The organism is Phenylobacterium sp. LjRoot97, assembly GCF_964254345.1.
Classification (GTDB): Bacteria; Pseudomonadota; Alphaproteobacteria; order Caulobacterales; family Caulobacteraceae; genus Phenylobacterium.
Genome location: NZ_CAXUTH020000001.1, coordinates 3527210 through 3539752, shown reverse-complemented (window position 1 = coordinate 3539752; position 12543 = coordinate 3527210). Strand labels below are relative to the sequence as shown.

At 69.5% G+C, this 12543-nt stretch carries 12 protein-coding genes and 1 pseudogene; 4 read left to right on the top strand and 9 right to left on the bottom strand.

What is annotated here, in order from left to right:
* Position 1: 1 nt before the first annotated feature.
* Together ACSQ2H_RS17405 and ACSQ2H_RS17400 are read right to left on the bottom strand one after the other, a co-directional pair.
* On the bottom strand, positions 2-688 hold the full coding sequence (locus ACSQ2H_RS17405) for a VOC family protein (protein ID WP_436062642.1): 687 nt from the start codon (positions 686-688) through the stop codon (positions 2-4).
* Positions 685-1344 (bottom strand): TetR/AcrR family transcriptional regulator, encoded by a 660-nt coding sequence (locus ACSQ2H_RS17400; protein ID WP_436062641.1) that lies wholly within the window; start codon positions 1342-1344, stop codon positions 685-687. Before ACSQ2H_RS17400 ends, ACSQ2H_RS17405 begins: the two co-directional genes overlap by 4 nt.
* Positions 1345-1427: 83 nt before the next feature.
* Between ACSQ2H_RS17400 and ACSQ2H_RS17395 the strand changes: the two genes are divergently transcribed.
* From ACSQ2H_RS17395 to ACSQ2H_RS17385, 3 genes are all read left to right on the top strand, one after another.
* Entirely contained in the window at positions 1428-2579 is a 1152-nt protein-coding gene (locus ACSQ2H_RS17395; protein ID WP_436062640.1) for an alpha/beta hydrolase, read from the top strand.
* Positions 2580-2739: 160 nt separating this feature from the next.
* Entirely contained in the window at positions 2740-4977 is a 2238-nt protein-coding gene (locus ACSQ2H_RS17390) for a patatin-like phospholipase family protein (RefSeq protein WP_436062639.1), read from the top strand.
* Positions 4978-5031: 54 nt separating this feature from the next.
* Positions 5032-5232, top strand: coding sequence for a hypothetical protein (locus ACSQ2H_RS17385; RefSeq protein ID WP_436062638.1), 201 nt, complete (start codon positions 5032-5034; stop codon positions 5230-5232).
* Between the two features lie 3 nt (positions 5233-5235).
* Here ACSQ2H_RS17385 and ACSQ2H_RS17380 read toward each other — a convergent pair whose 3' ends face one another.
* The 7 genes and pseudogenes from ACSQ2H_RS17380 to ACSQ2H_RS17350 all read right to left on the bottom strand — a co-directional run bounded on the left by ACSQ2H_RS17380 (position 5236) and on the right by ACSQ2H_RS17350 (position 11356).
* Positions 5236-6057, bottom strand: a complete 822-nt coding sequence (locus ACSQ2H_RS17380) for a hypothetical protein (protein ID WP_436062637.1) — start codon at positions 6055-6057, stop codon at positions 5236-5238.
* A gap of 11 nt (positions 6058-6068) precedes the next feature.
* A pseudogene (locus tag ACSQ2H_RS17375) lies at positions 6069-8624 on the bottom strand (TonB-dependent receptor); the annotation flags it as partial.
* 118 nt (positions 8625-8742) lie between these two features.
* Positions 8743-9021 carry a DUF1294 domain-containing protein gene (locus ACSQ2H_RS17370; protein WP_436062636.1) on the bottom strand — a complete coding sequence of 93 codons (279 nt, stop codon included), beginning with the start codon at positions 9019-9021 and terminating at the stop codon, positions 8743-8745.
* On the bottom strand, positions 9018-9662 hold the full coding sequence (locus tag ACSQ2H_RS17365; protein ID WP_436062635.1) for a GNAT family N-acetyltransferase: 645 nt from the start codon (positions 9660-9662) through the stop codon (positions 9018-9020). Before ACSQ2H_RS17365 ends, ACSQ2H_RS17370 begins: the two co-directional genes overlap by 4 nt.
* On the bottom strand, positions 9659-10222 hold the full coding sequence (locus ACSQ2H_RS17360) for a demethoxyubiquinone hydroxylase family protein (RefSeq protein ID WP_436062634.1): 564 nt from the start codon (positions 10220-10222) through the stop codon (positions 9659-9661). The genes ACSQ2H_RS17365 and ACSQ2H_RS17360 overlap by 4 nt, the downstream gene beginning before the upstream one ends.
* On the bottom strand, positions 10219-10737 hold the full coding sequence (locus ACSQ2H_RS17355) for a disulfide bond formation protein B (protein ID WP_436062633.1): 519 nt from the start codon (positions 10735-10737) through the stop codon (positions 10219-10221). The genes ACSQ2H_RS17360 and ACSQ2H_RS17355 overlap by 4 nt, the downstream gene beginning before the upstream one ends.
* Before the next feature lie 40 nt (positions 10738-10777).
* Positions 10778-11356, bottom strand: coding sequence for a YqaA family protein (locus tag ACSQ2H_RS17350; RefSeq protein WP_183772252.1), 579 nt, complete (start codon positions 11354-11356; stop codon positions 10778-10780).
* 135 nt (positions 11357-11491) lie between these two features.
* Between ACSQ2H_RS17350 and ACSQ2H_RS17345 the strand changes: the two genes are divergently transcribed.
* Positions 11492-12538 carry an isoaspartyl peptidase/L-asparaginase family protein gene (locus tag ACSQ2H_RS17345; protein WP_436062632.1) on the top strand — a complete coding sequence of 349 codons (1047 nt, stop codon included), beginning with the start codon at positions 11492-11494 and terminating at the stop codon, positions 12536-12538.
* The last annotated feature ends 5 nt before the right edge of the window (positions 12539-12543 follow it).

The following is a 12543-nucleotide window of genomic DNA, read 5'->3' as shown; positions in this document are numbered from 1 at the left end:
CCTAAGCCTGGGCCACCGGCGGGGCGGTGTAGGAGGCCATCTGGGTCAGCACCTCGTCGGGCGTCGCCAGCAGGCGCTCATAGACCTCTTTCGGATAGACCATGTGCGGCATGGCCGGATCGTAGGGCGGCTGCGGCACCGGCGACGGGCCGTCATAGGCGGCCGGCGCCTTGAAGCGGGCGGCCTCGTCCGGGGAAATGCCGGCCTTGGCCAACACCGCCGGGTCGATCCAGGCGGCGGGGTCGAGGGCCTTCTGCGAGGTCGCGACCTCCAGAGTCATCTGGTCGGGACCGGCGAAGTAGATCGACTTGCACATGCCATGGTCGATCGGGCCGATGACGTTGACGCCCTTGCTGCGCATGCGGTCGCGCATGGCGATCAGATCGGCTTCCGTCTCCACGCCGAAGGCCAGGTGCTGCAGCGTGCCGGCCGCGCTCGGCAGAGCGCCGGAGCCGGCGTGGGTGCGGCCGAGCTCAATGGGAATGTCGGCGACCGCCGGCAGCTGGACGATCGAGAAGTAGCAGTGGTCGTTCAGGCGCAGGAAGGCGTGCAGCCCGCCCGGTACGCCGTGCATGTCGAAGAGCGCCACCAGCGGACAGCCCATGACCTCCGAGAAGAAGGCGATGTGCTTCTTGATGTCGGCGGCCATGAACGCGAGGTGGTGAATGCCGTTGGGATGCTGGGTCACTGGGCTTCCTCCCGGGCTCTGCGGCCCTTTTCAGTCAGGAAGCCGCCGAGAACGGCTTCCAGGATCATCTCGTCGTGGACCTCGCGGCCGGCGGCGACGTCGCAGTCGAAGGTCGTGCGCATCATCGGCGCGAGGTTGATCACCCCGACCGCCGCGGTCTGCAGCGTCACCACGACCTGTTCGGGCGGGTAGGGCAGCAGGTCGCCGGCGGCGACGGCCTCGGCGGCGATGGCCGCGAGCCGGCGGTTGCGCGGGCCCAGCAGATGGCGGTCGAGCCACTCCAGCCGCTCGCCGCCGGCCATGCCTTCCAGCGCCACGATCCGCCCGAGCGCCGGGTGCTTCCAGCTGATCTGCAGGAACAGCCGCATGGCGACCCGCAGCTGGGTGATCGGCGCCGCGTCGGCGGCGGCCTCGATCAGCCGTTCCTCCTCCTGGATCACCGCGCGCAGGCCGAGCATGGCGCTGCGCCAGAGGTGGGCCTTGTCCTCGAAGTGATAGTGCAGCGCCGGCTGCGACACGCGTGCGGCCTTGGCGATGCCGCCCAGCGTCACCCGCTCGAAGCCCAACTGCGAGAACTGGTCGAGCGCCACCGCGCGGATGCGCGCAGCGGTGGCTTCGCCCTTGGTCGTCGCGGCCCATTCACCGTCGTGCGGCATGACGATTGACTCTGTAATCAGCTTTTCTGATTTTGTAGTCAGAAATTGGAGGCGCCACAAGCCGCGCCCCAGGGGAGGGACAGATGGCGGTGGTTCGCGAGCCCTACGGCTTCGTTCACGCAGACAAGAGCCGGCTGAAGGAGGTCTATGGCGGACCGACCGGCCAGGTGTTCGTCGAGTGCATGCGGGTGCGGCCCGACGTCGGCGACGCCAAGACCGTCATCCTGTTCAGCCATCCGGTCGGCGGCGGTTCGTTCCTGCCGCTGGTCTCGGCCTTGGCCCGCGCCGGCCGGCACGTCGTCTACTGCAACCCGCGCTACCGCGGGAACGACACGGCGCTGATCATGGAGAAGTGCGTCCTCGACCTGGGGGCCTGCATCGCCGACCTGAAGACCCGCTTCGGCTACGAGAAGGTGGTGCTGGGCGGCTGGTCCGGCGGCGGCTCGCTGTCGCTGTTCTACCAGGACCAGGCCGAGACCCCGACCATCACCCACACGCCGGCCGGCGACGAGGTCGACATCGCCGGGGCGGGGCTGCAGGCCGCCGACGGCGTGCTGCTGCTGGCCGCGCACATCAGCCGCTCGGTGACCATGACCGAATGGCTCGACCCTTCGATCCTCGACGAGGCCCGGCCGTTCGAGCGCGACCCGAGCCTCAATCTCTACGATCCGGCGTTCCCCGAGACCGCGCCCTATTCGGCGGATTTCGTACGGCGGTTCCGGCAGGCGCAGATCGACCGCAACCGGCGGATCACCGCCTGGGCCAAGGACCAGCTCGCCGAGCTGAAGGCCGCCGGCGACCCCGACGCCGAGCGCTGCTTCGTGGTGCAGGGGACGATGAGCGACGTGCGCTGGACCGATCCGAGCCAGGACCCGTCCGATCGCCGGCCCTACACCTGCTACCTCGGCGACCCGAAGATCGTGAACGACGGGCCGGTCGGCCTGGGCCGTTTCACCACCCTGCGCTCGTGGCTGTCGCAGTGGAGCTATGACGAGAGCCGGGCCAACGGCGTGGTCAACGCCGGGCGGATCTCGTGCCCGGTGCTGGTGATCAACAACACCGCCGACCTCGCCTGCACGCCCAGCCATGCGCAGCGCCTGTTCGACGCCACGGCCTCGGCCGACAAGAGCCTCGTGCACATCGACGGCGCCGACCACTACTACGCCGAACGCCCCGACCTGCTGCCGCGGGCGACGGCGGCGATCGGCGAGTGGCTGGACGCGCGCGGGTTCTAGCCAGGCCCTGGGAGCGCGGCGGCGGCCCACCTAGGGGTTTCGCCCGATGCCGCCCGCGGCGGGTGGGCCTGTAGCCTGAGCATCCAAGGCGTGCGCGGCCTGCTGTGCGCGCCGTCAGTTCGCGATGGGCGACATCGCTGTGCCGACAGGGTGAGCCCCGATGTCCGTCGCGGATGCACTTGCGCTCGTCAAACGCCTCATCATCCTGAGCTGCATGCTCGGCGTGATGTGGCTCGGGGTCTGGATCGCTCCGGCGTTCGGCCAGGAACCGCCAGAGCCGGCGCGGCCGAAGATCGGGCTGGTGCTGTCGGGCGGCGGGGCGATGGGCATGGCCCATGTCGGCGCCATCCAGACTCTGGAGAAGCTCGGCATTCGCCCCGACCTGGTGGTCGGCACCTCGATGGGTTCGATCGTCGGCGGTCTCTATGCGTCGGGCATGAGCGGGGCCGAGCTCGAGCACGCCATCGAGACCATGGACTGGGACCTGATCTTCGACACCTCGCCGCCGCGCGAGGGGCTGACCTATCGCGAAAAGCAGCTGCAGGCGGCGTTTCCGGTCAAAGCCAGTGTCGGGGTGGCCGGCACGCGACTGCGCCGGCCCGATGCGCTGATCTCTGACGCCAACCTGCTGCTCGAACTGCGCCGCCTGGTGCGGGTGCGCGCGGCCGTGCCCACCTTCGACGACCTTCCGATCCCGTTCCGGGCCGTCGCCACCGATATCGAGACCGGCAAGAAGGTGGTGCTCGACCGCGGCGAGCTGGCCGGGGCGATGCGCGCCTCGATGTCGGTGCCCGGCGTGTTCGCGCCCTACAGCCTGAACGGCCACCTGCTGGTCGACGGCGGCATGTCCGACAATGTGCCGATCGACGTCGCCCGCGACATGGGCGCCGACATCGTCATCGTCGTGGCCACCCAGACGCCGTTGCTGCCGGCCGACCAGCTTCGCAGCCTCGGCGGCATTCTGGGGCAGACCGTCACCCTGCTGATCCTGGCCAACGAACGGCAGCAGCTGGCGACGCTGAAGCCCAGTGACGTCCTGATCAGCGTCGACACCGGCACGCTGTCGTCGGCCGACTTCAAGCGCGGCGCGGAGTTCATCGCGCTCGGCAAGGCGGCGGCCGAGAAGCAGCTTGGCGGCCTGCAGCGGGTCGCCGCGCTGGGTCCGCCGCAGCCGGCGATCAGCATCGAGAAGCCGCCGCCGAGGATCGACTACGTCAAGGTGGAGAACGACTCCCGTCTGTCGGACGAGATCCTGCTGCGGCGGATCGAGCCGTTCATCGGCAAGCCGATGGCGCCGGACGAGATCGGGACGACCATGCGCGACATCTACGCCATGGGCATGTTCTCGCGCGTCGACTACCGGATCGAGGAGGCGGCGGACGGACGCACCGGCCTGGTGGTCAACGCCGTCCAGCGGCCCGGCGACGCCAACCGCCTGCGCCCGGCCATGACCATCGCCGCCTCCAGCGAGGGCGGCACCGAGTTCGACTTCTCCGCCGAGCTGCGGTTGGTGCAGCTCGACAGCTATGGATCGGAAGCCCGCTTCGTCGGCGCGCTCGGCGAGCGCACGCTGTTTTCGGCCGAGTACTTCAAGGTGCTCGACAGCTATCAGCGCTGGTTCGTGGACGTCATGGGATCGGTGCAGAAGCGCCCGATCAGGGTCTACAACGACACCGGCTTCCGGCTGGGCGAGTACGACGCGTCCTACGGCCTGGTGTCGCTGGCGGTGGGGCGACAGTTCGGGACCATCGGCGAGGTGCGGGCCGGCGTCGACCTCGGGACCGGCTCGGCCTCGCTGCAGGAAGGCGATCTGACGCCGCGCGACTTCGACCTCGACTGGGGGCAGCTAGCCTTCGGCGCCGGGGCCGACACGCTGGACAACCCGTACTTTCCCAGCCGCGGCATGAACGGGCGGCTGCAGTGGAACGTCGGTCTGGAGGCGCTGGGCAGCCAGACCAACTTCCAGACCCTGCGGCTGGACAGCATCTACGCCGTCAGCAAGGGGCGCCAGGCTCTCAACTTCAATATCTCCGGCGGCGACACCATCCAGGGCGATCTGCCGCTGGCCTCGCTGTTCACCCTCGGTGGGCCGTTCAGCTTCCCCGGCTACTCGGTCGAGGAGCTGACGGGCGAGACCTTCGCCGTCGCGCGCGGCATGTACCGCTACAAGCTCACCGACAGCTCCAGGAGCCTGCTGAGCGTGCCGATCTATGTCGGGGCGACCCTGGTGGTCGGCAACGCCTGGGCGCGGCATGGCGATGCGGAGGCGAACGACGTGCGGGTGGGCGCGAACGTGTTCCTGGCGGCCGACACCCTGATCGGCCCGGTGTTCATCACCGCCGGAGCGGCGGACGACGGCCGCATGGCGCTCTACTTCTTCGTCGGTAAGCCGTTCTAAGGCGGGAACTTCGCCGCGCGGCGGGCGGTTGCCCGTGCGGAGGCAGCAACCGTCATGGCGCAGGCCAGGCATACGCGCGCAGAGGGCGAGACCGCGTCGCGGCCGCGTTCGCGGCTGGACGGTCATCGGGCGATCCTCTGGATCCTGGCCCTGGCGTTCGCGGTGTTCGTGGTGGTGTTTCTGACCAGCCCCAAGCAAGGGACCGATCCCAAGACGGGCGCGCCGCCGGGCGAGGTCCCGGCAGCGCAGCCCTAAGGCCTACTTCGCGGGCAGGACCCGCTGGGCGACCATCTCGCGGCCAGTGCGGCTGATGCCGTAGAGGACGCCGCGCTCGCTTTCGTCCCAGTCGATGGCCTGGCCCTCGGTGGCCACGCCGATGGTGTCGAGGTGGTCGAGCACCGCGCCGCCTTCGGTCGGCAGGGCCAGGACGTAGAGTTCCGGATGGTCGTGCCCGGTGATGTAGAGCTTGCCGTCCGGTCCCCAGCCGCCGCCCGACGAACTCATCGGCTTGAAGCGGTCGAGCACCGATTGCGGGAAGCTCCAGCTCTGGGTCTGGCGCCAGTCGTCGTCGAAGCGAACCAGCACCGAGTGGCGGTGGTCGCGCGGGGCCTCGCCGCCCTTGCCGTCGTAGTTGGCGAACGCCGCCCACCAGGCGCCGTCCTTGCGGTCGACCCAGGTGATCGAGCCGCGGCCGGCGCCGAGAGCGACGGTGCGCAGATGCTTCATGGTCGCCGGGTCGAAGAACTCCACGGCGCTCCAATGCGGCACGGCCGGGAAGTTCGAGCTGGCGCAGACCAGCTCCTTGGCGATCACCGCGCACGAGTTGATGTGCGGATAGCGGACCGGGTCGCCCTTCCACTCGGCCACCTTGGCGCCGGACTTCTTGTCGTACTTGGCGATGGTGGAGTTGGCGACGGCGTAGACGTGGGTCGCGTCGACCGCCACGCCCTGGCGGGCTTCCGGGGCCGGATAGCGGCGCAGCACCTCGGCCGTACGGGACGGCGCGGGGGCGGCGGCTTCCTCGGCGATGGCGGGGGCCGAGGCGGCGAGCGCCCCGGCCAGGATCAGCGAATGGATCATCCCGCGGGCTCCTAGAAGTTCACCGCCGCGCCGACCCAGTAGGTGCGGCCGTAGTTGGCCCATTCCTGCAGGTAGCGGCGGCCCGGTCCGGTCACTTCCTGGCGGCCGGTGTTGGACAGGTTCTGGCCTTCCACGAACACCGTGAAGTGGTCGGTGAAGCGATAGGACAGGCTGGCGTCGAAGACGTGGCGGCCCTTCCAGTACTGGTCAGAGTTGGGGTTGGCGTCGTTGATCGTCTCCAGCTGGCCGCCGATGTAGTTGTGCGACACCCGGGCCTCGAACGGACCGCGCTGGTAGTAGATCGACTCGTTGGTGGTGATTTCCGGCTGCTGGAACAGGCCGGTGACCCGCGGGCCGCTCGAGGTCAGGAAGGTGAACTCGGTGTCCAGCCAGGTGATGTTGCCGTTGAAGCCGAAGCCGTCGAACGGCGCGGGCAGGAAGGTGAAGGCCTGCTGCACGGCGAACTCGACGCCGCGGATCTTGGCGCTCTCGGCGTTGCGCGGGCTGGAGACCAGCACGGTCTCGGGGCCGCGGCCGACGTCCAGGGTCTCGGTCGAGGACAGGGTGAAGATCTCGTTCTCGATGTCCTTCGAGAACACCGCCAGCGAGATCATGCCGTCGGTCGGATAGTACTCGACCGACAGGTCGAGGCCGCGGCTCTCGCGGGCCTTCAGGCCAGGATTGCCGCGCGACAGGGTCGGCTGGCTGCCGTCGAAGTTCAGGCCCTCGGTGGCGGCCAGCGAGCCGTAGTCGGGACGGCCGATGGTGTTGGTCCAGGCGGCGCGGACGATGACGTCCTCGCGCGGCTTCCACTCGACGTGCAGGCTGGGCATCCAGTTGCCGTACGAACCGGAGTTGCTGACCGGGGTCAGCACGCCGCCGGTGCTGCGCACGGCGTCGGATTCGACCTCGGTCTGCTCGAAGCGCACGCCGCCGAGCACGGTGAAGTCTCCCCACGAATAGCTGGCTTGGGCGTAGGCGGCGTAGATGTCCTCCTGCACCTTGTAGTCGCCGGTCGGGGCGTTGGTGGTGGTGACGAAGCGGCTGCGGTTGGCGTTGAAGAAGTCCATCGCCGCGCCGGCGTCGATACGCGGCGAGAGCAGGTAGCGGCCGGCGATCAGCTCGCTCGGACCCGGCTTGTCGACCTCGGCCAGGGTGTACACGAAGCCCGATCCGGCCCGGTAGTTGGTCTGGCTGGAGTTGTACTCGCGCTCGGTCGAGCGCAGCAGGCCGCCGAACTTGGCCTTGAGGTTGCCGTCGGCATTGCCGTCGTCGAACGCCAGGTCGAAGCGCGCCTGGGCGGTGGTTTCGTCGGTCTTGGTCAGCGAGTCGCGGTGCTGCTGCAGCACGAAGTTGGCCGGGTTGCGGGCGGCCGCGTCGTTGACCGCGGTGAACACCGGGAACAGCGGGTTGGTGGTGTCGTAGTTGAACGCGTAGTTGGCGCCCTGGGCGTCGACGGTGCGGAACTCGACCGAGTGGTTGGGGACTTCCAGGCCGGCCTGCGAGTAGACGAGGTCGCCGCTGGCGGTCCACTGCGGGGCGAAGGTCCACTCGAAGCCGCTGCGCAGCAGGCCGATCTCGCGCTTGGTGATCGGCTGGTTCAGCTGGATCACGCCGCGGCCGCGGGCGAAGTAGCCGCTGGTCGGGGTCTGGTTGGCGACGTTGCCGAGCGGCTCGAGGCGGTACTCGATGCGCTCCTCGTCGTCTTCCATGCGCGAGAACAGGCCCGCCGCTTCCCAGCGGAAATCGTCGGTCGGGCGGTACTCGATCTTGGCGTTCACGCCGCTGCGCTGCTTGGTGTTGTTGTACCAGAACAGCCGCTGGTAGGTCGGCACCTGGATGCCGTTGCCGGTCGGCGCGCCCGAGGCGACCGGAGCGCCGGCGGCGGTGTACTCGCGCACCGACGGGTCCTGGGATTCGACCTGCGGGATGTCGTAGTCGAGCTGCTCGTGCGAGGCGCCGACGACCACGCCCCACTGGTCCTGGTCGCCGAAGGTCATGCCGGTGGCGAAGGCCAGGCGATAGGACGGCTTGTCGTTGCGCACGTCGCCGCTGCGCTCGTACATGCCGTACGAGGCCATGCCGTTGAAGAACGGTCGGCCCATGTCGAAGGCGCTGCGGGTGGTGACGTTGATCACCCCGCCGATGGCGTTGCCGTCGTTCTCGGGCGTCACCGTCTTGATGACTTCCAGCCGGCCGGCCATCACCGAGGGGACGATGTCCATCGGCACAGTGCGGCCGCTCTCGTCGACCGAGGCGACCAGCGCGCCGTCGATGGTGGTGCGGTTGTAGGTCGAGCGCAGGCCGCGGATGACTGGGAAGCGCGGCTCGCCCTGGTCTTCCATCACCGAGATGCCGGGGATGCGGCGCAGTGCGGCGGCGGTGTTGTGGTCGGGCAGCTTGCCGATGTCGTCGGCGGAGACGACGTCGGCCACGACGAAGGATTCGCGCTTCACCTCGATGGCGGCGCGCTGGGCCTCACGCTGGCCGGTGACGACGATCTCGTCGACCGCGGCCGCGTCGTCGTTGGCGAAGGCCGGAGTCGAGAGCGCCGTGCCGGCGAGAAGCAAGGCAAGGCAACCGTAAACACGCGGAACGAAAGGCATCTGCACCCCCCCAAAACTGAAAAACGGGCGGAGCAGTAGGGAGACCGGACGACGGTGCGGTGACAGGTCGATGAACGGATTACGAAACCGGGGGGCCCTGGCGCAGCAGGAACACGGCCAGGGCGAGCTGGGCTATGAGGATCGCGTATAGGACGCTGGCGAAGGGCTGTTTTCGGGTCTTGTGGCGGAACATCTGCTGGGCGAACACCGCGCCCGGACCGCCGCCGATGGCCGCCAGGGCGAGCAGGGTGCGTTCCGGGATTCGCTCGCCGCCGCGGCGCGCGCTGGACTTGTCCAGGCCCATGGCGGCGAAGGCGACGAGGTTGGCGAGCGCCAGATAGCCGAGGACGGCGATCACTCCGGGGCGCGCGGCTCGCGCCACATCGCCCACATCTCCGGCGCATCGGGCCTGGCCTTCAGCACCTCGACCACTTCGAAGCCGTGGCGGCGGTAGAGCGGGACGTTGGCGGGGCTGGAGCTTTCGAGATAGGCCGGCAGACCCTTGGCGTCGACGCGGGCCAGACCGGCCGCCAGCATCCGCGAGCCGACCCCCAGGCCCTGGGCGTCGGGCCGCACGCCAAGGAACCAGAGATAGGCGTGGGGCGGGGTCTTCGGGTGATGGGCGTCCATCATCTTGCGCATCGCCGACATCCGCGACAGCCGCGCGAAGCCGGTGGCGCCGACGATCCGGGGCAGGGCGCGCAGCTCCTGCAGGAACGGCGTCGGGCCGAGGCTCTCGGACGGCAGCCAGATCGAGGCCGCGCCGCCGCCGGCCGGGCGGAACACCTCGCCGTCGGTGACGCCCATGGCGATGAGGAGTTGGAAAAGTTTCAGCCGGGCCGAGTCGTGCCTGGCGTCGGCGCGCAGGAACCAGTTGAAGACCGGATCGGTGGAGAAGGCGGCGGAAAGATCCTGGGCGACGGCGCCGATGTCGCCCATGCCGGCGGCGACCGGGGCTTCGGCCCCCCTGCGCAGCTCCAGGATCTCCGCTTCGGTCATATCTTTTCGCTGATCTTGATGGCCGTGCGGCAGCCGGCGCGGATCACGGCCGCCAGCAGCGGATAGCCGGGCGCTTCTCGCGCGCCTTCTTCCAGGGCGTGGTCGCGGTGGGCGATCTCCTCGTCGCGGAACTTGGTCAGCTCGGCGGCGAGCTCGGGCTCGCGGTTTTCCAGCTCGGCGATCTGCGCGGCGTAGTGGCGCTCGATCACGTCCTCGACCGCCTCGGTGCAGGCGTGGGCCGCCTTCTCGCCGAGCAGGGCGGTGCCGGCGCCCAGCGCGAAACCGGCCACCCGCCAGAGCGGGGCCATGGCCGTCGGGCGGACCTTGTGCTCGTTCAGCAGCTTGTCGAAGCGCTGGAGGTGGTCGATCTCGTCCTTCTCCATCTCGGCGAGTTGGCCGGAGATCCGCTCGCGGCCCTTGCCGGCGCGCAGGACGGCCAGCTGGCCGCGATAGATGTGCACCGCGCCTAGTTCGCCGGCGTGATCGACGCGCAGGATCTCGGCCAGCCGGCCGCTCATGGCGCCGACGCCGGGACGCGGGGGGATCGGCTTGTCGCTCATGACAGCTTCCTTCTCTCGTGACGCACGGCCAGCAGGCTGAGTACGGTCAGGCCCAGCGAGGCCAGGGCGTTCCAGCCGGCCATCGACAGACCCAGGAACACCCAGGCGGCCTTGTCGCAGGCCGGCGGCGCGATCTTGGCACCGCCCAGCAGATCGGCCATCTGGCCGGCGCTGACGCTTCCGCCGCCGCCCGAGCAGGCGGTCGGGCCCGGCCACCACTTCCACTCGACGCCGGAATGATAGACCGCCAGGCCGACGCCGAAGGCGAACACCGCCGCCAGGGCGGCGTCGAACGCCCAGCGCCAGCGCGCGCCGGCCTGCATCCGGGTGATCAGCATCCCGGCCAGGGCCAGGCCCGCGGCGACCCAGTAGACCTCCCGCGCCCGCAGGCAGAGGGCGCAGGGCGCCAGGCCGCCGAAGGTCTCGAAGGCGTGGGCGGTCGCCAGCATGGCCAGCGAGGCGACCAGCGCGGTCAGGCGCCAACGCTCGAGGAAGGGTTTAAGCAACGCGCTCATCGGCGGGATAAGACCTCAAAAGCTTCACCGCCCCAAGCGATCAGATGAGCACCTTGAGCACCACGATCAAGCCGACCAGCGCGATCAGGCCGAGCGTGCCGTAGAGGGCGATGCGCTTTTCGAACTCCGCCAGCATGGCCGGGCCGAAGTACTTGAGGATCGCGGCGACCGCGAAGAACCGCAGGCCGCGGGTCAGGATCGAGGCCCAGATGAAGGTGACCAGCGAGAACTGCGCCAGGCCGGCGGTGATGGTCACCAGCTTGTAGGGGATCGGGGTCGCGCCCTTGATCAGGATCACCCACAGGCCCCAGTCGGCGAACCACTTCTCGAACGCGGCCTTGCCGTCGGGGTGCCCCATCAGGCTGAGCAGCCACATGCCGACCGGCTCAAGGTAGAAACCGATCGCGTAGCCCAGCAGTCCGCCGACGACCGAGGCTGCGGTGCAGATTCCGGCGTAGACGAAGGCGCGGTCCGGCCGCGCCAGCACCATCGGGGCCAGCATCACGTCCGGCGGGATCGGGAAGAACGAGCTTTCGGCGAAGGACACGACCGCAAGACTTGCGGGGGCGTGGCGAGAACCGGCCAAGCCCATGACCCAGTCGTACAATTTGCGAAACATGCTGATCCGGCCCGACGTTCGCCGTCTAGCTAGCAGGCCGATGGGCGCTTGTCTCGGCCCGCACGCTCGGGCAATTCCTCCCCCTGACATGGCTTCCGCAGCGAAATGTCTTTCCCGCACCGCCAAGGAGGGACCATGCGCGTCCTCACTCTCGCCGCCGCGATCGCAGCCCTGATGACCAGCCAGGCCCAAGCCGCCCCGCAGCCTGCGCCCAAGTGGGCGATCGTCGTGCACGGCGGGGCCGGCGTGATCGAGCGCAGCCAGCTGACGCCCGAGCAGGAGAAGGCCTATCGCGCCGCGATGACCAAGGTGACCGAGGTCGGGGCCAAGGTGCTGAAGGACGGCGGCAGCGCCATGGACGCCATCGAGGCGACCATCCACCTGCTGGAGGACGACCCGCTGTTCAACGCCGGCCGCGGGGCGGTGTTCACCGCGGAAGGCCGCAACGAACTCGACGCGGCGATGATGGACGGCCAGAACCTGCGGGCCGGCGCTGTTGCGGGCGTCACCCGCACCCGCCATCCGATCTCGCTGGCCCGCGCGGTGATGGAGAAGTCGCCGCACGTGATGATGATCGGCGCCGGCGCCGACGCCTTTTCCAAGGCCCAGGGCCTGGAGCAGGTCGACCCGAGCTACTTCTTCACCGAGCGCCGCTGGAAGAGTCTGGAGAGCTTCCTGAAGGCCAACAACCTGCCGATCCCGCCCAAGCCGACGGGCGGCGCGCCCGATCCGGCCCAGGGCCTGGCCCACGACGAGGGCAAGAAGGGCACCGTCGGGGTCGTGGCGCTCGACAGCCATGGCAACGTCGCGGCCGGCACCTCGACCGGCGGCACGACCGGGAAGCGCTGGGGCCGCGTCGGCGACGCGCCGATCATCGGCGCCGGCACCTACGCCTCCAACACGTCGTGCGCGGTCTCGGCGACCGGGACCGGCGAGTACTTCATCCGCCTGACCGTCGCCCGCGAGGTCTGCGCCCTGGTCGAGCTGAAGGGCATGAGCCTGCAGGCCGCGGCCGACGAGGTGATCCAGAAGCAGCTCACCGCCATGGGCGGCGACGGCGGCGTCATCGCCGTGGCGCCCGACGGCCAGATCGCCTGGAGCTACAACACCTCGGGCATGTACCGCGCCAGCGCCGCCGAAGGCCGCGCGCTGACGGTGGGCATCTACAAGGACGAGCCCTAAGTTAG